Genomic DNA, 20,546 nt, shown 5'->3' on the forward strand with positions numbered 1-20,546 from the left:
CACAAAAAAGCCCGTCGTTTCACAACGACGGGCTTCTTATTACTTTGTCAGGGCGCTGTTAAGCCTTGTTCAGTCTTGCGTGAAGCTCTTGCACTGAGGTCACCTTATTACGGTCATCCGCAGTCAGTGCCATACAAGTGGCAAACGCAGCATTCAGGGTAGTGGTGTAATTCACCTTCTCCAGCAAGGCACCGCGGCGCAACACTTTAGAATCTTCAATCGCCTGACGGCCTTCTGCGGTGTTGATGATATAGCTGTACTCGTTGTTCTTGATACGGTCAAGAATATGAGGACGGCCTTCATGCACCTTGTTCACCAGGCGTGGATTAATCCCCGCTTCGCCCAGAATCACCGCAGTACCGTGGGTCGCATCCAGCTCGTAACCCAGCTTCACCAGCTTAGCAGCCAGGTCGACCACACGGCGTTTGTCATTATTACGGACAGACAGCAGTGCGCGGCCGGCATTTTCACGGCTGTGCTCTTTGCCACAGCCCAGTTCAGCCTTGGCGAAAGCTTCTGCGAACGTATCACCCACACCCATCACTTCGCCGGTCGAGCGCATTTCCGGACCAAGCAGCGGGTCGACACCCGGGAACTTGTTGAAAGGCAGCACCACTTCCTTCACTGAGTAGTAAGGAGGAATGATTTCCTTAGTGAAACCTTGTTGTTCCAGTGTCTGACCGGCCATCACACGCGCGGCAATTTTCGCCAGTGGTGCACCCGTTGCTTTGGAGACAAAAGGTACAGTCCGTGCGGCACGAGGGTTAACTTCAATCAGGTACACTTCGTTGTCTTTAACTGCAAACTGGGTATTCATCAGGCCGCGAACACCCAACTCAAAGGCCAGCTTCTCAACCTGACGACGCATTTCATCCTGAATTTCCTGGCTCAGGGTATATGCAGGCAGCGAGCAGGCTGAATCACCTGAGTGAACACCCGCTTGCTCGATATGCTCCATGATACCGCCGATCACCACACGCTCGCCGTCACAGATGGCATCCACATCCACTTCCGTGGCATCATCCAGGAAGCGATCCAGCAGCACAGGCGATTCGTTCGAGACGCTGACCGCTTCGTTGAAATAACGGCGCAAGTCATTTTCGTCGTACACGATTTCCATCGCACGACCGCCCAGTACATACGAAGGACGCACCACCAACGGGAAACCGATATCTTTCGATTTCTCAATAGCCTGTTCCATCGCTGTTACTGTCGCATTTTCCGGCTGCTTCAGGCCCAGGCGCTCAACAGCGGCCTGGAAACGTTCACGGTCTTCGGCGCGGTCAATCGCATCAGGGCTGGTACCAATAATTGGCACACCTGCCGCTTCCAGTGCACGCGCCAGTTTGAGTGGCGTTTGGCCACCGTACTGAACGATGACACCTTTAGGCTTCTCAACACGCACGATAGCCAGTACATCTTCCAGCGTAACCGGCTCAAAATACAGACGATCCGAGGTGTCGTAATCAGTGGAAACTGTCTCAGGGTTACAGTTCACCATGATGGTTTCGTAACCGTCTTCGCGCAGGGCCAGCGATGCGTGTACGCAGCAGTAATCGAATTCGATACCCTGCCCGATACGGTTTGGACCACCACCCAGCACCATAATCTTGTCACGATCAGTCGGGTTGGCTTCACACTCTTCGTCATAAGACGAGTACATGTAAGCTGTGTCTGAAGAGAACTCAGCCGCACAGGTATCCACACGCTTATAAACAGGGTGAATATCGTGACGGTCACGTTCTTTGCGAATTTCCAGCTCAGCCACACCCAGCAGTTTAGCCAGTCGGGCATCCGAGAAGCCTTTGCGCTTCAGTTTACGCAGGAAATCGCCGGTCAGACCCGCAAAACCATCTTCTTTGACCTTGGCTTCCATTTGGACGATCTCTTCGATCTGTACCAGGAACCAGCGGTCGACATTGGTCAGATTAAAGACGCCATCCACAGACAGCCCGGCACGGAAGGCATCAGCGATATACCAGATACGCTCAGCACCGGCTTCTTTCAGCTCGTGGCGAATTTTAGTCAGCGCTTCAGGATCGTCCAGATCCACCATTTCATCAAAGCCGTTGGCACCCACTTCCAGGCCACGCAGTGCTTTTTGCAGTGATTCCTGCTGGTTACGGCCGATGGCCATCACTTCACCAACAGATTTCATCTGAGTCGTCAGACGATCGTTGGCACCTGCGAACTTTTCAAAGTTGAAGCGTGGGATCTTAGTAACAACGTAGTCTATGGTTGGTTCGAACGAGGCCGGTGTTGCGCCACCCGTGATGTCGTTCATCAGCTCATCCAGCGTGAAACCTATCGCCAGCTTGGCGGCCACTTTGGCAATCGGGAAGCCGGTCGCTTTCGAAGCCAGGGCTGACGAGCGGGAAACACGCGGGTTCATCTCAATGATAACCATACGGCCATCTTTCGGATTAATACCGAACTGGACGTTTGAGCCACCGGTTTCCACGCCGATTTCGCGCAGTACCGCCAGCGACGCATTACGCATCAGCTGGTATTCTTTGTCCGTCAGCGTCTGGGCAGGCGCAACTGTGATGGAGTCACCGGTGTGAATACCCATTGGATCGAAGTTTTCAATGGCGCAGACGATGATGCAGTTGTCGTTCTTATCACGAACCACTTCCATCTCGTACTCTTTCCAGCCAATCAGGGACTCGTCAATCAGCAGTTCATTGGTCGGTGATAAATCCAGACCACGGCGACAAATTTCTTCAAATTCTTCTTTGTTATAGGCGATACCACCGCCTGTACCACCCATGGTGAAAGACGGACGGATGATACAGGGGAAGCCGACCATATCGAGGACTTTGTAGGCTTCTTCCATGGTTTTCGCGGTATCGGCGCGCGGACACTCCAGACCAATCGACTTCATGGCTTTATCAAAGCGTGAACGGTCTTCGGCTTTGTCGATCGCATCAGCCGTTGCACCAATCATTTCTACGCCGAATTCGGCCAGTACGCCGTGACGCTCCAGATCCAGCGCACAGTTCAGTGCAGTCTGGCCGCCCATAGTCGGCAGGACCGCATCTGGACGCTCTTTTTCAATGATCTTGCGTACAACTTCCCAGTGGATAGGCTCAATATATGTCGCATCCGCCATTTCCGGATCGGTCATGATAGTGGCCGGGTTCGAGTTCACCAGGATAACGCGGTAACCTTCCTCACGCAGCGCTTTACACGCTTGAGCACCTGAATAGTCGAACTCACACGCCTGGCCAATCACGATAGGACCGGCACCCAGAATCAGAACACTTTGTATGTCAGTACGTTTTGGCATCGTTTACTACTCCGGCTTAGGCGCTGTGCTGTTTAATCAGGTCGATAAAGTGGTCAAAAAGTGGTGCCGCATCGTGCGGACCCGGGCTGGCTTCAGGGTGACCCTGGAAGCTGAAAGCCGGTTTGTCGGTACGGTGGATGCCCTGCAGGGAGCCATCGAACAGCGACTTGTGGGTGGCACGCAGGTTATCTGGCAGTGTGTCTTCATCAGCCGCAAAACCGTGGTTCTGGCTGGTGATCATCACAACATTACGGTCCAGATCTTTGACCGGGTGGTTGGCACCATGGTGACCAAATTTCATTTTCACCGTCTTGGCACCGCTTGCCAGCGCCAGGATCTGGTGCCCCAGGCAGATGCCAAACACAGGCAGGCCTTTGTCCAGAAATGTTTTCGTCGCTTCAATCGCGTAAGTGCAAGGCTCCGGGTCGCCCGGGCCATTCGACAGGAAAACACCATCCGGATTCATCGCCAGCACTTCTTCTGCTGAGGTTTCTGCCGGAACGACCGTCAGGCGGCAACCACGGTCAACCAGCATGCGCAGGATATTACGCTTGGCACCGAAGTCATAAGCCACTACGTGGTAAGGTAACTCACCGGCCTCTTTAGCTTCCGGCAGCCCGCCTTCCAGCGTCCAGGAACCCTGTGCCCAGCTGTAGCTTTCTTTAGTCGACACGACCTTCGCCAGATCCATCCCTTTCAGGCCAGGAAAAGCTTTGGCTTTTTCCAGAGCCAGCGCCGCATCGAGATTGTCGCCCGCCATGATGCAACCATTCTGCGCACCTTTCTCACGCAGCAGACGGGTCAGTTTACGGGTGTCGATGTCAGCGATACCAACAATATTTTGAGATTTCAGATAATCAGACAGTGTCTGCTGGGAGCGGAAGTTTGAAGCAATAAGAGGGAGGTCGCGAATTACCAGGCCTTGCGCGTGGATTGCAGTAGATTCTTCGTCTTCGGAATTGGTTCCGGTATTGCCAATGTGGGGATAAGTAAGAGTGACAATCTGTTGAGAGTAAGAGGGGTCAGTGAGAATTTCCTGGTACCCCGTCATCGAGGTATTGAAAACAACTTCACCAACGGCCGAACCATCTGCACCGATGGGTACGCCGTGGAACACAGTCCCGTCTTCAAGGACTAACAGCGCCGATTTGTTCAAGACAACCTCCAATCTTCATAAAAACGCAAATAAAACAGATAAAATTGCATTTACCCATTCCATAGAAAGTCAAAACCCCAGTCAAGCCGAATTTTGACAAATTGCGCGCATTCTAGTGATCCATGCCCAAACTGTCAACAACAGAGGGAAATTAAATTTTAAATATCGACCACTCCGACCGCTTAAGCCACCAAACCAGAGAAAGCATATCTTTTCCTGCCTTTTTCCATCGGCCTTCCGGGCTGCATGTTCAGGCAACCGTTTGCCAAGCCAGCCAAACACTCACTATAAATTATCAAACGGATAAACCATAAAAATCAGGCAAGATAACACCTACTTTTACCACACAGGAAGGGTCAAGGCGCAACAAGCACACAAAAAAGCAAGCAAACCCTTGGATTTACAGTGAAGAGCACAACAAGAATGCTTTCTCGCTCAGTTTGATGATTTATGCAAAATGAAGGAGACTAAAAACAGAGAACTGAGCAGAACACTGCAGCCGGAACCGGCTGCAGTGTGACAGAAGTGAGTTACAGATCGTTCAGGCCAAGCACATCCTGCATGGTATAAAAACCCGCCGGTTGCTTATCCAGCCAAGCCGCCGCGCGGACTGCACCGTTGGCAAATGTCATGCGGTCTGTCGCTTTGTGAGTGATTTCGACCCGCTCGCCAATATCAGCAAACATAGCCGTGTGCTCGCCGATAATGTCGCCGGCGCGAATCGTCGCGAAGCCGATCTCATCACGGCTGCGCTCACCGGTAATCCCTTCACGGGCATAGACAGCAACATCGCTCAGTTTTTTCCCCATTGCGCCGGCAATCGCCTCGCCCATGCCCAGCGCCGTGCCGGAAGGCGCGTCGACTTTGTGTCTGTGGTGGGCTTCTATGATTTCGATATCACAGTAATCCCCCATGATCTTGGCCGCTTTCTCCAGTAGCTTGAACGTCAGGTTGACGCCGACACTGTAGTTGGGGGCCATCACAACGGCTATCTGGCTGGCGGCTGCATCGATCCGGGCTTTTTCTTCTTCACTAAAACCGGTTGTCCCAATGACAATTTTCTTATTATGGCGCTGGCACAGCGCCAGATTCGCCAGTGTTGCAACTGGCGCAGTGAAATCAATCAGCACATCAAAATCATTGATCGCTTTTTCAATATCATCGACCACAGCCACTTCCAGCTTGCCAATACCCGCCAGCTCACCGGCATCAACGCCGATCAAGCTGCTCTGAGGACGCTCAGTCGCCGCACCCACCTGTGCCTGCCCAGACTGTGCTGTCGCTTTCAGTAACTGGCGTCCCATTCGCCCTGCCGCACCGGCAATCGCGATTCTGACCATAGCTGTTTCTCCTTAAAACATTCAGCAGATGAAGGTCTGTTTATCTTTCAGGGCCAGGTTTACCGGCCAACACCACGCCAAGACCATGAAAGATAAACAGCCCATTAATCTAGCCTGTATAACGGTGAAAAAAAACCCCGGTTATAACCGGGGTTCCATAAATAATCCTGCGACGGGCTGCTCAGCCTACATTTTTGACCTGCAATTCGCGCGGCACTTCAAAAAACATATTTTCTTCGCGGCCGCTCAGCTCTTCCACTTCGCCACCGGCCAGAGCCTGAATTCGCGCGATAATCTGGTTGACCAGCGCTTCCGGCGCAGAGGCGCCCGCAGTCACGCCCACACTCGTTTTGCCGGTCAGCCAGTTGGCATCAACATCTTCGGCACAGTCCGTCAGGTAGCTTGGGGTACCCAGCTTTTCTGCTAATTCACGCAGGCGATTGGAGTTTGAGGAGTTCTTTGACCCCACCACTATCATCACATCGACGCTGGCGGCCATTTCACGCACGGCATCCTGGCGATTCTGGGTTGCATAACAGATGTCATCTTTGCGCGGTCCCTGAATCTCCGGAAAGACCTGTCGCAAGCGATCAATGACCTCTGCGGTTTCGTCCACCGACAAAGTCGTCTGACTAACATAATGCAGGTTACCCGGATCTCTCACCACAGTTTTCAGCTTGTCAACATCGACCGGGGTTTCAACCAGGTACATACCGCCCGTATCGCTGGCGTACTGGCCCATAGTCCCTTCGACTTCAGGGTGACCGGCGTGGCCGATCAACACCACTTCCATATCGCGGCGACTGGCGCGGGCCACTTCCATATGGACTTTGGTGACCAGAGGGCATGTCGCATCAAACACGGTTAACTTACGTGCTTTAGCTTCATTACGAACGGCCTGAGACACTCCGTGAGCAGAAAAAATAACAATATTATCATCCGGCACTTCGCTCAGCTCTTCGACAAAGACGGCCCCACGCTGTTTCAGTCCTTCAACCACAAACCGGTTGTGAACCACCTCATGGCGCACGTAAATAGGCGGCTGATACAGCTCCAGCGCACGCTCAACGATACTGATTGCCCGATCAACACCGGCACAGAAACCACGAGGGTTAGCAAGTACGATTTTCATATCTGAGGACTCTTTACCTTCATCCTTCCACTCTTGATCTCAAGATGACCAGGAGCGGATATGGGTTTACCCTTCGATGCCGACCACTTCAACATCAAAGGTCACCCGCTGGCCGGCCAGCGGGTGATTGAAATCAACAGTGACAGAATCACCGACCACAGCGGTAATCACACCAGGGATATCCTGCCCGTCCGGGCCGCTGAATGCAATGATAGCGCCGACTTCTGCCGGAGCGTCAGAGCCAAAGCGGGTTAAATCAACATGATGGATATTGTCAGGGTTCGGCATACCGAATGCATCTTCCGGCTCAAGCACAAACTGGTTTTTCTCGCCCTGCGCCAGGCCAAGCAGGCAACGTTCAAAGTTGTCAGTCAGGCTGCCATCGCCCATACGAAACTTAGCCGGTTTCCCCATAGACTGAGTAGACTCAGCGACAGAGCCGTCTTCCAGCTTGATGGAAAAGTGCATTAAAACTTCACTGTTGTGCGTGATGACCGACATACATACATCCTGATTACGAATTACTGAGTGATACGGCAGGCCTTAATTATCATGCTTACCGGATAAATCCATCGCTTTTTACAATAAAGCGCCGCCCATCGCAACGAGCAGCGCCTGGTTCGTGAGCCTGAACGCCTTACTGGCTTGCTTTGGTCTTGGTCTTTCCGGCCAGAAACCCTTCCAGAATGATAAGACCCGCGCCAACGCAGATTGCCGAGTCGGCAATATTAAACGCCGGCCAGTGGTGCTGCCCGATATAGAAATCGAGAAAATCCACCACAAAGCCATGGTACAGACGATCAAACAGGTTACCGAGTGCGCCACCTATGATTAGCGCATAGGCAGAGTTGACCATAGTATGGCTGGCTGGAGTGCGGCGCATCCAGACCATGAGTAACGCAGTCACCCCTAAGGCAATGGCGGTAAACAACCAGCGCTGCCAGCCGCTGGCATCACTGAGAAAACTGAAAGCCGCGCCGTAGTTATGCACATACAGCAGATTAAAGAAGGGCAAGACTTCAATGCGGTTAGGCCAGCCGTAACCCATGCTGTCCATCACCAGCAGCTTAGTACCGATATCGATGGCAAAGACCAGAACCGCCAGCCACAGCCAGCGGATTCCGGATTGCTTCAAAGCAGGTAAATTACTCATCAGGCAAACTTGCGCTCTTCACCCTGACCATCAATGTTGGTCACACAGCGGCCACAAATTTCTTCATGCCCGGCAATGGTGCCGACATCGGCCACATGGTGCCAGCAGCGATCACACTTAGCCGCGTCCGATGCTGTCACCAGCACCGACAGGCCAGCCACGTCAGTCGGTTTCGCCTCTGCCGGCTTGCTGTCAGTCAACGCCACCTGGGCTTTAGAAGTCAGTAGTACAAAGCGCAGCTCATTTTCCAGACTGTTCAGCTTGTCCGCCAGCTCAGGTTCGGCAAACAGCGTCACCTCTGCCTGCAGCGCACCGCCAAGGCGTTTTTCGTTACGCGCTTCTTCCAGCAGTTTGTTCACAGCGCCGCGAACCGCCTGGATCTCAGTCCAGAATTCGTTGCTGAAAGCATCATTTTCAGACAGCTCAAACAGGCCTTCAAACCACTCGCCGGTGAAGACAAAGGTGTCACGCTCGCCCGGCATCTCATTCCAGATTTCATCGGCGGTGAAAGACATGATTGGCGCCATCCAGCGAACCAGAGCTTCGACAATATAATACAAAGCGGTCTGGCAGCTGCGCTGAGCATGACCACCACGTTTGGCGGTGTACTGGCGATCTTTGATCACATCGAGATAGAAAGAGCCCATTTCGATCGAACAAAAGTGCATCAGGCGTTGGGTCACTGTGTGCAGATTGTATTCATCGTAAGCTTGGATGATTTCATCCTGTGCCGCTTTCGCTTGCGCGACTGCCCAGCGATCCAACGCAACCATCTCTTCCGCTGGCACGCAGTCGGTGGCCGGGTTGAAGCCACTCAGGTTGGCCAGCAGGAAACGCGCTGTGTTACGGATACGACGGTAAGCATCGGCACTGCGCTTGAGGATTTCATCTGACACCGCCACTTCGCCGGTGTAGTCAGTCGATGCGACCCACAGACGCAGGATATCAGCGCCCAGCTTATTGGTAACATCTTTTGGCGCAACCACGTTACCGATAGATTTCGACATCTTACGACCCTGACCATCAACCACGAAACCGTGGGTCAGAACCTGACGATAAGGGGCCTTGTTTTTCATCGCCACCGATGAAATCAGCGAAGACTGGAACCAGCCACGATGCTGATCAGAACCTTCCAGGTAAAGATCGGCCGAACTGCCATTGAATTCTTCACGATTATCAACCACGGCATAGTGGGTGGCACCGGAGTCGAACCAGACATCCAGGGTGTCCAGCACTTTTTCGTATTGCTCAGCATCGACTTCACCCATGATCTCGGCAGGGTTGAGATCCCACCACGCCTGGATGCCTTTTTCTTCCACCAGCTGGGCCACTTTTTCAATCAGCGCCAGACTGTCCGGATGCAGTTCCTGCGTTTCTTTATGGACGAAAAGTGCAATTGGTACGCCCCAGGTACGCTGACGCGAGATACACCACTCAGGGCGACCTTCAACCATGCTCTCGATACGGCTCTGGCCCCACTCAGGCATCCACTGAACGCCTTTGATTTCTTCCAGTGCTTTTGCACGCAGACCGTTCTGATCCATGGAAATAAACCACTGCGGGGTGGCACGGAAGATGATTGGGGTCTTGTGACGCCAGCAATGCGGATAGCTGTGCTCATAAGAGTGATGATGCAGCAAGGCACCGTGTTCTTTCAGCGTCTCGACAACTGCGTCGTTGGCTTTGAAGACGTGCTGACCGGCAAACAGTTCGGTATCCGGCAGGTATACGCCGTTACTGCCGACCGGGTTTGCCACTTCCAGGCCGTACTTCTGACCGACAACAAAGTCTTCCTGGCCGTGGCCAGGGGCTGTGTGCACGCAGCCCGTACCGGATTCGGTGGTCACGTGATCACCCAGAATCACAGGCACATCAAAGCTGTAGAACGGGTGGTTAAAGCGCAGCAGATCCAGCTCTATGCCCTTACAGAAGCCCAGATTGTGGAAATGTTCGATACCGGCACGATCCATCACATCTTTTGCCAGTTCAGCGGCCACAATCAGACGTTGAGGCTGCTCGCCTTCCACCTGGATCAGGACATATTCCAGATCGTCACGGACGGCTACCGCACGGTTGGCCGGCAATGTCCAAGGCGTAGTGGTCCAGATCACAATGGACACATCACCCTGCCCCTGGTGATCACTGGCCAGATTAAACTTGCTTAACACCTCAGCTTCATCAACGGCTTTGAATTTCACGTCAATAGACGGCGAGACCTTGTTTTTGTATTCCACTTCGGCTTCAGCCAGCGCTGAACCACAGTCGGTACACCAGTGAACAGGTTTGAAACCTTTCAGCAGGTGGCCGTTATCTGCAATTTTGCCCAAGGCACGAATGATGTTGGCTTCGGTAGCGAAGTCCATAGTGCGGTAAGGCTTGTCCCACTCACCCAGTACCCCGAGGCGAACAAAACTTTCTTTCTGGCCTTCAACCTGACCGGCTGCATACGCACGGCATTTTTCGCGGAACTCGGCGGCAGAGACTTTATGGCCGGGTTTACCGACTTTTTTCTCTACCATTAACTCGATCGGCAAACCGTGGCAATCCCAGCCTGGCACGTAAGGCGCGTCAAAGCCGGACATCGACTTTGACTTGATAATAATGTCTTTGAGAATCTTGTTCAGTGCGTGACCAATATGAATATCACCATTGGCATATGGAGGGCCGTCATGCAGTACGAAAGATTTTTTACCTTTCTTGGCTTTACGGATTTCACCGTAGAGATCCTCGTCATACCAACGCTTAAGCATTGCAGGCTCGCGTTGCGCCAGGTTGCCTCGCATCGGAAACCCTGTTTCAGGCAGGTTCAGGGTATCTTTATAGTCGCTCATTGATTCTCAATTCCGTTACTTGGGCGAAGTTGGACATGTTGACGATGCTCAGACAGCCACACCCGCGCAGTCTGGGCATCACGCTCGATTTGCGCTTTCAGCGCATCAAAGGAGGCGAATTTAATTTCATCTCGTAGTTTGTGGTGTAGCACCACTTCAATCTGACAACCATAAATATCAGACTGATAATCAAATAAATGGACTTCCAGTTGCTGACGCTCGCCGTTCACTGTCGGCCGGCGGCCGATATTCGCCACCCCGGGCAATGGCTGTTGCGCCACCCCCAGCACTTCAACGGCATACACACCGGAAACCGGTGAAACCCGGCGCTTCAGCGGCACATTGGCCGTGGGGAAGCCTATGGTCCGGCCCAGCTTCTGGCCATGTGACACCCGGCCGGTAATACTGTATGGGCGGCCCAGCATGGCCTCCGCTGAGGCCAGATCATCACTGGCCAGTGCTTCGCGGATTGCCGTACTGCTCACTCGCTGAGTATCCACACAGTAACTCTGGGTACTGACAACCTCAAAGCCGAATTCACGTCCGGCAGCTTCCAGCATGGTAAAATCGCCGCTGCGGCCTTTACCGAAGCGAAAGTCGTCACCAACAACCAGAAACTTAACACCCAATTGTTCCACCAACAAGCGACGGACGAAATCTTCCGGCGCCATATCGGCAAAGCGGGCGTTGAAATTGACACACAACAAGCGAGCTATGCCTGCATGACTGAGCTGCTGATACTTGTCGCGAAAGCGAGTCAGCCTTGCCGGCGCCTTGTCTTTGGCAAAGAGCTCCATAGGCTGAGGCTCGAAACTCATCACAGTCGAAGGAACCCCTAATCGTCGGGCTTGCTCCAGTACCTGACGCAGCACGGCCAGATGGCCCTGATGGACCCCGTCAAAGTTGCCAATTGTCAGAACACAGCCGTGGTGACCGGGCCGGATATTATGAATTCCTCGGATCAATTCCATCTGCAGCTAATCATTACCAAAGTCAAAAACTGACGGATTATATACCAGAGCGCAACAGGGTTAAAACCATGCGCGCCGTAAGATGTACTTTTTTGCCGCAATTCCGTGCCAGCCATGATCCGTATCGCGCACCTTAGCTTTCGCTACGCAGGTGGTGCAAACGGACGCCTGTCACTGTCAGTGATAACAGGTAAGTCACGGCACCAATCCCTATCAGGCCAGTCAGCCAGTACACACGCTGAACCAGACCCAATGACAGCCAGTGCGCCATATCTGGCGACAACCATAACAGCACGCCCACCATAGCCACACCGGCAATAACCAGACGGACCACAAATCCAAACGTAGTACGTGAAATACGGTACACCCCGGCGCGGTGCAGGCCGCGGTACAAAAGTGCGGCGTTGACCAGTCCTGATAAGGCTGTTGCCAGCGCCAGACCAACATAACCTAGGAAATAGGCAAAAATAGCATTGAATACCATGTTGGTGACCATAGCAATAACACCATAGCGCACCGGGGTACGGGTGTCTTGTCTTGCATAGTAACCAGGCGCTAGCACCTTGATTAGCATAAAGTTCAGCAAGCCAGATGCATAAGCCAGCAGCGACATGCCCGCCTGCTCGACATCATTGGGGGTAAATTCCCCCCGCATGAAAAGCACCATCAGCATAGGCTTAGCCAGCACCATTAGCCCCAGCATAGCAGGCAAACCGAGCAGAAGTACCATTCTGACCCCCCAGTCCATTGTGTGGGCAAAATGCTCCCGGTTCTGATCCACATGCTTGCGCGACAAGGCCGGCAGGATCACGGTCGCAATGGCAATCCCAAACAGACCCAAAGGAAATTCAAGCAGCCGGTCTGAGTAATACAGCCAACTGATAGAGCCCGTCATCAGAAAGCTGGCGATGAAGGTATCAAACAACAGGTTAATCTGGCTCACTGACACACCGAACAAGGCCGGGATCATCAGAGTGCGGATTTTCACCACGCCGGGATCGCGCCATCCCCAGCGTGGACGTACCAGCACCCCTTCCCGGTAAAGAAAGGGTAACTGAAACAGAAACTGTACTAAACCGCCCAGAAAAACGCCCAGAGCCAGGCCGATTTCAGGCTGTTCCAGATTCGGTGATACCCACCAGGCACACAAAATGATGGAGATATTGAGAAATACCGGGGTAAACGAAGAAACGGCAAATTTCCCCAAGGTATTGAGGACGGCCCCCGACAAAGCGACCAGAGTGATAAACCACAGGTAAGGAAAAGTGATTTTCAGCAACAAGCTTGCCAGCTCAAACTTCGGCGCTGCCGGCCCGTCATTGAGCCAGTCAATAAACCAACCTGCTCCAAACAGGGCTGTAATCACCCCGGAACCCAATACGCCCAAAAGGGTGACCAAGGTAACTATGCCCCCCAGCGTACCGGACACCCGGGCGATAAGCTCACGGGTCTTATCTTTATCACCCGCCGCATGAGCTTCGGTCAGCACGGGAACGAAAGCCTGAGAGAAAGCCCCTTCCGCAAACAGGCGGCGAAGAAAGTTTGGGATCTTATTGGCGAAGAAAAAAACATCGGCAGCCGCACCGGCTCCCATCAGGTTTGCTACCACTACATCTCGCACTAAACCCATGACGCGAGATACTAAAGTCATACTGCTGACAATCAGCCCGGAGCGCAAAAGACGCTTACTCACAAAAAAACCTCATAAAAGATGGCCCAGAAAGGTGACTTGCAGAGCCAAATGCTGGTAGAATCTGCCGCCATATTAACCGTGTTAATGCACAAGTGCCAATTTCAATGGCGCGGCTGTTATTTGCACAAATCATTTGACATTGTTCGGTTTTAGAGGCATATTCCTCGGCCTTAAATTGTCACCATACCAAGAATTTGGGAGTTACACCCTTGGCAAATATCAAATCTGCTAAGAAACGTGCAATCACTTCTGAAAAACGTCGTCAGCACAACGCTAGCCGTCGTTCTATGATGCGCACTTTCTTCAAAAAAGTTGTTGCTGCTATTGAAGCAGGCGATAAAGAAGCCGCCGTTAAGGCCTTCGCTGACATGCAACCTGTTATGGACCGTATGGCTACTAAAGGCCTGGTTCACAAAAACAAGGCTGCTCGTCATAAAGCGCGCCTGTCTGCAAAAATCAACGCTCTGTAATTTCAGTGCATTGATGCTACAGCAATAAAAAAACCGGCTATGGCCGGTTTTTTTATATCCGCTATTTACTTTAACGTCTCGTACCAGGCTGGTAATAAGTGCCTAGCAGTACATTTGCTGCAACAGCTGAATCATCGACTTCACTTCCTGGCTTCTCAGCCTGTAGAACACAGTCTGCGACTCTTTACGTGTCGCCACCAGGCCATCGCGCCTTAGCCAGGCAAGGTGCTGTGACAAGGCCGACTGGCTTAATTCCAGACGGTCACTCATCGTTCCAACCGACAACTCTCCTTCCAGCAAGTAGCATAAAATCAGCAGCCGCCGCTCATTAGCCATAGCCTTAAGCAAAGACACTGCCTGAGGAGCACTGTGATGTAACTTTATGGTTTCCATCTTTCCACCGCTTGAACTTCAGTGATTTATCTATTGACTTCTATCACTGAAAAAGGCGGTCATTTGAACAATTTTCTGAAGTCGGCTTCGCAAATTTTCTTCACCGCAGGGTGCATGATCATACGTTCTGCAAAAATAACGTAATATTCCTCCCGAATCGCTCTTACTCGCTTCACTTCGCGTACGGTATGCGACTGTTCGATCTCTTCGGCATAAATCGAAGGTGCCACAAACATAGATTTTCGAAACGCGCCGAACGCTTTCATTAACGCCGCATCATCAAACTCACCCAATATGTTGGGCGTGATCCCCTGCTGATCAAACCAATGATGCAGTTTACGTCCCATAGCCGTACGGCGTCCCGGTACCAGCAGCTTGTACTCTTCAAGGCAGGCAGGAAAACTGAGTGACTTATCTGCATCCGAACAGAAAAAGCTCATCCCTGACTCGCCCAGTTTTTTACTGAACAACCCAGGGCTCTGTGTGGAGTCCACCGGGCAATCAGACAAAATCATATCCAGCTTATGCTGAGACAATTGCTCCAGCAGCATTTCATGCGTCGACTCGTAGCAGCGCAAATGTATGCGCTCATCTTCCGGGATACCCGCCATCAAAATCTTACTGACCAGGCGTTTTGACAGCGCATCCGCGACCCCGACTTCCAGCAACTGATTCTCGCGCTGGGTATAATTCACGATATCCAGTAATTCATAACTGAGATCAAACATTTTGTCGGCGTACTTAAAGACCAGCTGTCCCAGCTCTGTGGGCTCAATGTTGCGGCCAACCCTTTTTGTCAGCTTTCCGTTCAGCCTTTCCTCAAGCGCTCTTATCTGGCCCGTCACTGTCTGCGGAGCAAGAAATAATGCATCGGCCGCTTTGGTCACTGACCCTTGCTTGCAGACCATCCAGAAATAATACAGGTGATTGTAATTCAGGTGCGACACTGTCGTAGGCCTCGATACTCAACAAATAAAAAACCCCAGGCCTTGTCAGCCTGGGGTTATCCTATGTGTTTTTTATCCGAAAAGACACTGAGTCTTGGGACGGGAAAAAGATTATTGCGCCTGTATATCTGTCACTGTTTCCGCTGACACCAAATGGCGGGAACGCTCACCCGCACGTTGCTCCAGCGCCCGGGCCAGAAAACCGGTAGGCGTATCGTCCTGCCGTTCCTGGTTCAGATTCACCCCCTGCGCAAAGCCGGTAAGATAGGCTTTGCACAGCTCATTATCAAGCTGCTGCTGGCAGTGACTGTAGTCAGCCGCCGCCGCTGAGGCACCGGCCGAACTCAGGCCCAATACCAGTACAATTAATGCTTTCATAAACACCTCCCTGTCCCGGATCACGATGATGTCTGACTGTCCTTAACGGCCTTGGCGGCCGGAAGCGAACGGTGCAGCAGTATATAGCCGACAACAGCTGCGGTGGTCGAACCGATCAGAATACCCAGCTTGGAATAAGTAATCAGCTCGAGATCAGCACCGCTGAATGCCAGCATCGAAATAAATATCGACATAGTAAAACCGATACCGCACAGCACTGACACCGCAAATATCTGACTAAAGCCTGTACCTTCAGGTAAACGCGCTATCCCCATTCTCACTGCCAGATAGCTCGCGATAAAAATACCCAGCGGCTTACCAACAAACAGGCCCAGCGCAATCCCCAGTGGCAGCATCGCGGTCAGACCTTCTGCCGATACGCCTGCCAGCGAAATTCCTGCATTCGCAAAGGCGAACAGCGGCAATATCAGATACGCGACATACGGATGTAATCCATGCTCCAGTGTCTTGAGCGGCGAGATTTCTTTGCCCTGCTTATTCTGCCCCTGAAGTGGGATAGCAAAGCCCAGCACGACACCCGCCAGCGTGGCATGCACGCCCGACTGCAGTACGCTGAACCAGAGCACCAGCCCGACCAGAATATACCAGACCAGGTTAGTAACATTACGGGCATGCATAATAAAGAGCACGGCGGTAGCTGCAAATGCCACAGCCAGCGCAATGGCAGACAAATCACTGCTGTAGAACAAGGCGATGATAACAATGACACCCAGGTCATCAATAATTGCTAATGCCAGCAAAAAGACTTTCAGGCTAACCGGTACCCGATTACCCAAGAGGGCCATAATACCCAACGCAAATGCGATATCTGTCGCAGCTGGGATTGCCCAGCCACCAATCGCCACAGGATCGGCATAGTTAAAAAGCACATACACTAAAGCCGGTGCGACCATGCCACCCAATGCGGCGATGGCCGGAAAAATCGCTTTCTCTTTAGTATTCAGTGCACCTTCGATCAGTTCACGCTTCACTTCCAGGCCAATCACCAGGAAGAAAATCGCCATCAAACCATCGTTAATCCAATGCTCAACCGACAGGCCTGCAATATAAGTATGTAATGCGCCCTCATACACTGACTGCAAAGGCGAGTTGGCAATAATCATGGCCAGAGCCGCCGCAACAATCAGCAAGATGCCGCCGGCAGACTCTAATTTAAAGAATTTCAGAATTACATCGGTCATTGACCGCAGCTCCTTACTACTCACTGTAAAATCACACTTTTTATTGATGTGCGGTTGAAACAGTGTAGACGCCTACTGACATCTCTGTGAAATCGTTTGTTTAGAGTCAACAGCTCGGGAAAACCGAGCCATTGACAGTAATACACCGTAATACCCGCAGTATTTAACTATCATCCCAGGTCAGTGACAGCACACTTTCCAGAGTAAGCTGCCACCACTATGACACTGAAAACCCACCCGGCAAATTTTTTATCTGTTTTTTTTCGACATCCTTCTCTTCAATACTAATAAACGTTTTATCAAAAAAATCACAGCCTTAAGCCCATAGATTAAAAGATAGATCCTGATCCCATTCTTTGCTCCTGACCACAAAATCCTCTGGTATGACAGAAAGGCTTCGCTGTGTCATATTTCTGAAATATTCGTTCTCTACTATCGCGGCAACATTCAAAAAACTGACACCAAAATGACATCACAATGTCACGGAGAACAGAATATGACTACCCAAGCCACCACAGCTGAGCCAATACAAAGCTCCATGCGATGGGTTCGTTGGGCAAACCTGGTTTTCATGCTTTATCTGCTGCTGGTCGCGGTCTCCCTGGTGAGCGGCGGCTTTAAGTGGTCGGTAGGAGAGCAGGCCAAAACCCTGTTTGAATTTGCCTCACACCCTGTTGCAGGCCTGATGATCGGTCTGGTAGCCACTTCTCTCATCCAATCTTCCAGTACAGTTACCTCTATCATAGTGGGTCTTGTTGCTGGTGGTCTGCCCGTTGAAACCGCGATTCCTATGGTGATGGGTGCCAATATTGGTACGACTATGACCAATACACTGGTCAGTCTGGGCCATGCCCGCTGTAAAGATGAATTCCGCCGCGCATTTTCTGCTGCTACGGTACATGATTTCTTCAATCTGCTGGCCGTCCTGATCTTCCTGCCACTGGAAATGATGTTTGGCCTGCTGCAAAAAATTTCGGCCTGGCTGGTTTCACCCCTGATGTCGACCGGTGACATGAGTATGAAGGGACTGGACTTCATTAAGCCCCTGACAAAACCGGCAGTGAACGCCGTAAAAGCGCCACTGGAATCATTGGGCACCATGGGCGGTGTCATTATGATTGCGCTTGGTATCGCGCTCATCTTCCTGGCAATTACTGTCATGGGTAAACTGATGCGCAGCCTGATGGTTGGCCGTGCCCGTGACATCCTGAAAAGTGCGATTGGCCGTGGCCCGGTACACGGTATCGTGTCAGGTTCCATTGTAACCATACTCGTGCAGTCGTCCTCTACAACGACCAGTTTGATGGTGCCTCTGGTCGGTACCGGAGTGCTGAAAGTACGCGATGTGTATCCATTTACGCTGGGAGCCAACATAGGCACCTGTATTACCGCACTGCTGGCTGCAACAGCCATTTCTGGCGACCATGCCGTGTTTGCCCTGCAAATTGCGCTGGTGCACCTGTGCTTTAATGTGCTGGCAACCCTGCTGATCTTTGGCTTGCCGTTCCTGCGTGAACTGCCGCTGAAGGGGGCTATCTACCTGGGCGAGCTGGCAGTGAAAAGCAAATCAACCGTGGCGGCCTATCTGGGACTGGTCTTTATCATTATCCCTGGCAGCATTCTGGCCTTAACTGCATAAGTAGCCTTGTGAATACTAAAAAATCCCTGCTCGCTGCGAGCAGGGATTTTTTTCATCTGATGATAACCACCTATCCTATCGCACCAACAACAAGAGTGAATACTCAGGCTGGCCGTTAGCAGCTTTAACGCCCTTTCAGGCATAAAAAAGCCCCACATTCGTGAGGCTCTGGTTTTATCTTTTATCAGACTGAAAACGGATACTGTATCGGCTCATGGTGCTGATAATCTTCTACTTTAAAATCATCCATAGTGACCCAGGTTTCCAGATCTTCCAGTGATTTAATCTCTGGGTTAATCACCAACCGGGGCGATGGATACGGATCTCGCTTAAGCTGAACATCTCGCATCAACGCCAATTGATCTTCATAGATATGCGCATTGACAATCTTGTGGTAGGCCTTGCCGGCTTTATGGCCTGTGATTTGCGCCATCAGAGCCAGCAGGGTATACACCTGAATCTGATTAAAATTGAGCCCGAGCGGCACATCACAAGAACGCTGGTAGCTGGTCAGATACAGGCTGTCACCCAACAGCGAAAATGTATGAGTGTGCATACACGGACGCAGGCAGCCCATTTCAAATTCACCCGGGTTATAAAACGTCAGTATCTCACCGCGATCATCGAGGCCACGGCTCAAATCATCAACAATTTTCCGCAGTTGATCCAGGGTGCTGCCATCGGGCTTGCGCCAGCTTCTGCCCTGCACACCGTACACACGGCCCATGTCGTCGGTACCTTTGCGGTGTGGATTACTCAGCCATGCCTGATTGTTATTCGCGTTGGCATTCCAAGTGTTACAACCGATCGCACGAAACTGTGCGGCACTGTCATAGCCTCGCAGATAGCCGAGCAGTTCTGCAATCGCCGCTTTCCAGTAACTTTTACGCGTGGTGATCAGCGGAAACTGATTGTTGGCAACATCATAAGTCAGATCAGCGTTAATCAACGTCAGGCAACGCTTGCCTGTACGTTCATTGGCAACCCACTCACCTTCACTGATAATCCGCTGGCATAAATCTAAATACTGTTTCATGTCTCTGTTAACCCAAAATAGCGGGAGAAAATCTGTCTGCAAGCATACCATAATCACAAATCAGGCAGCCAACGGGCTGCCTGATACGACTGTTAAGCAGTACGGTGATTACCGGCCCGCTTATAGGCCCATACCATCAGCAGTGCACCGCCTATCACCATAGGCAGAGACAGAATCTGCCCCATACTGATCCAGCCGGCAAACAGGCCAAGCTGAGCATCGGGTTCACGGCAGTATTCAACCAGGAATCTGAACGAGCCGTAACCCAGCAGGAATAGCCCGGATACGGCACCCGCCGGACGCGGTTTACGGATAAAGACATTCAGGATGATCAGCAATACCAGGCCTTCCAGGAAAAACTCATATAACTGAGAAGGATGGCGAGGCAGCGGTCCGCCTGTCGGGAAAACCATGCCCCAAGGCGCATCTGTTACCCGGCCCCAGAGCTCACCATTGATGAAGTTTCCGAGCCTGCCAGCGCCCAGGCCAAACGGTACTAACGGCGCCACAAAATCTGCCACGTCGAAGAAACGCCGGCTATTGCGGTGGGCATACCAGACCATAGCGGTCATGACGCCTAACAAACCACCATGGAACGACATGCCTCCGGTCCAGACTTTAAATAAGTAAAGCGGATCGGCCAGGAACACTTCGAAGTTATAAAACAGGACATAGCCCACACGGCCGCCGATCACGACACCCAGGAAACCAACAAACAGCAGGTCGCTGACTTGATCTCGTGTCCAGCCACTGCCTGGCTTATCTGCACGACGGTTTGCCAGCCAGAGCGCGAATACAAAACCCAGCAGGTACATCAATCCGTACCAGCGGATCGCCAGCGGGCCGATTTGAAACAGGATTGGGTCAAAGTTTGGAAATGTCAGATAACCTTGGCTCATTCAACATACTCGTGGTT

17 protein-coding genes are annotated in these 20,546 nt (G+C 51.9%); 2 read left to right on the plus strand and 15 right to left on the minus strand.

The features are described from left to right. Positions 1–58: 58 nt before the first annotated feature. The 9 genes from carB to murJ all read right to left on the minus strand — a co-directional run bounded on the left by carB (position 59) and on the right by murJ (position 13,565). Positions 59–3,289, minus strand: a complete 3,231-nt coding sequence (gene carB / locus KCG43_RS03575; protein ID WP_192015577.1) for a carbamoyl-phosphate synthase large subunit — start codon at positions 3,287–3,289, stop codon at positions 59–61. Between the two features lie 16 nt (positions 3,290–3,305). Continuing rightward, a complete protein-coding gene (gene carA, locus KCG43_RS03580) occupies positions 3,306–4,445 on the minus strand; it encodes a glutamine-hydrolyzing carbamoyl-phosphate synthase small subunit (protein WP_218383381.1) in 1,140 nt (379 codons plus the stop codon). Positions 4,446–4,975: 530 nt separating this feature from the next. Continuing rightward, positions 4,976–5,785 (minus strand): 4-hydroxy-tetrahydrodipicolinate reductase, encoded by an 810-nt coding sequence (gene dapB, locus KCG43_RS03585; RefSeq protein WP_218383383.1) that lies wholly within the window; start codon positions 5,783–5,785, stop codon positions 4,976–4,978. 181 nt (positions 5,786–5,966) lie between these two features. Beyond that, positions 5,967–6,917, minus strand: coding sequence for a 4-hydroxy-3-methylbut-2-enyl diphosphate reductase (gene ispH, locus KCG43_RS03590; RefSeq protein ID WP_192015575.1), 951 nt, complete (start codon positions 6,915–6,917; stop codon positions 5,967–5,969). A gap of 66 nt (positions 6,918–6,983) precedes the next feature. Next, entirely contained in the window at positions 6,984–7,418 is a 435-nt protein-coding gene (gene fkpB, locus KCG43_RS03595) for an FKBP-type peptidyl-prolyl cis-trans isomerase (protein WP_192015574.1), read from the minus strand. Between the two features lie 136 nt (positions 7,419–7,554). Next, positions 7,555–8,070 carry a signal peptidase II gene (lspA, locus tag KCG43_RS03600; RefSeq protein WP_218383385.1) on the minus strand — a complete coding sequence of 172 codons (516 nt, stop codon included), beginning with the start codon at positions 8,068–8,070 and terminating at the stop codon, positions 7,555–7,557. After that, complete coding sequence (gene ileS, locus KCG43_RS03605) at positions 8,070–10,901, minus strand: isoleucine--tRNA ligase (RefSeq protein ID WP_192015572.1); 2,832 nt, start codon at positions 10,899–10,901, stop codon at positions 8,070–8,072. Before ileS ends, lspA begins: the two co-directional genes overlap by 1 nt. Next, on the minus strand, positions 10,898–11,872 hold the full coding sequence (ribF, locus tag KCG43_RS03610) for a bifunctional riboflavin kinase/FAD synthetase (RefSeq protein ID WP_192015571.1): 975 nt from the start codon (positions 11,870–11,872) through the stop codon (positions 10,898–10,900). Before ribF ends, ileS begins: the two co-directional genes overlap by 4 nt. Positions 11,873–12,005: 133 nt before the next feature. Continuing rightward, entirely contained in the window at positions 12,006–13,565 is a 1,560-nt protein-coding gene (murJ, locus tag KCG43_RS03615) for a murein biosynthesis integral membrane protein MurJ (protein WP_218383387.1), read from the minus strand. Between the two features lie 209 nt (positions 13,566–13,774). On the opposite strand from murJ, the gene rpsT reads away from it, so the two are divergent. Then, positions 13,775–14,035 carry a 30S ribosomal protein S20 gene (gene rpsT / locus KCG43_RS03620; protein ID WP_027253088.1) on the plus strand — a complete coding sequence of 87 codons (261 nt, stop codon included), beginning with the start codon at positions 13,775–13,777 and terminating at the stop codon, positions 14,033–14,035. A 102-nt stretch (positions 14,036–14,137) separates the two neighbouring features. Here rpsT and KCG43_RS03625 read toward each other — a convergent pair whose 3' ends face one another. The 4 genes from KCG43_RS03625 to nhaA all read right to left on the minus strand — a co-directional run bounded on the left by KCG43_RS03625 (position 14,138) and on the right by nhaA (position 16,955). Then, the gene (locus KCG43_RS03625) at positions 14,138–14,428 is read right to left on the minus strand and encodes a helix-turn-helix transcriptional regulator (protein ID WP_192015569.1); all 291 of its coding nucleotides are present in this window, start codon (positions 14,426–14,428) and stop codon (positions 14,138–14,140) included. Positions 14,429–14,487: 59 nt separating this feature from the next. After that, a complete protein-coding gene (gene nhaR, locus KCG43_RS03630) occupies positions 14,488–15,375 on the minus strand; it encodes a transcriptional activator NhaR (RefSeq protein ID WP_192015568.1) in 888 nt (295 codons plus the stop codon). Between the two features lie 111 nt (positions 15,376–15,486). Then, the gene (locus tag KCG43_RS03635) at positions 15,487–15,753 is read right to left on the minus strand and encodes a hypothetical protein (protein WP_218383389.1); all 267 of its coding nucleotides are present in this window, start codon (positions 15,751–15,753) and stop codon (positions 15,487–15,489) included. A 20-nt stretch (positions 15,754–15,773) separates the two neighbouring features. Beyond that, positions 15,774–16,955 (minus strand): Na+/H+ antiporter NhaA, encoded by a 1,182-nt coding sequence (nhaA, locus tag KCG43_RS03640; protein ID WP_192015566.1) that lies wholly within the window; start codon positions 16,953–16,955, stop codon positions 15,774–15,776. 496 nt (positions 16,956–17,451) lie between these two features. Between nhaA and KCG43_RS03645 the strand changes: the two genes are divergently transcribed. Further along, positions 17,452–18,594 carry a Na/Pi symporter gene (locus tag KCG43_RS03645; RefSeq protein ID WP_192015565.1) on the plus strand — a complete coding sequence of 381 codons (1,143 nt, stop codon included), beginning with the start codon at positions 17,452–17,454 and terminating at the stop codon, positions 18,592–18,594. A 184-nt stretch (positions 18,595–18,778) separates the two neighbouring features. Here the strand turns inward: KCG43_RS03645 and KCG43_RS03650 are convergent, their stop codons facing one another. Then, positions 18,779–19,630 (minus strand): thymidylate synthase, encoded by an 852-nt coding sequence (locus tag KCG43_RS03650; RefSeq protein WP_192015564.1) that lies wholly within the window; start codon positions 19,628–19,630, stop codon positions 18,779–18,781. A gap of 92 nt (positions 19,631–19,722) precedes the next feature. Beyond that, positions 19,723–20,529, minus strand: a complete 807-nt coding sequence (lgt, locus tag KCG43_RS03655) for a prolipoprotein diacylglyceryl transferase (RefSeq protein ID WP_192015563.1) — start codon at positions 20,527–20,529, stop codon at positions 19,723–19,725. Positions 20,530–20,546: the final 17 nt, after the last annotated feature.

Source organism: Photobacterium sp. WH24 (assembly GCF_019204055.1).
In the GTDB taxonomy this organism is placed as follows: Bacteria; Pseudomonadota; Gammaproteobacteria; order Enterobacterales; family Vibrionaceae; genus Photobacterium; species Photobacterium arenosum.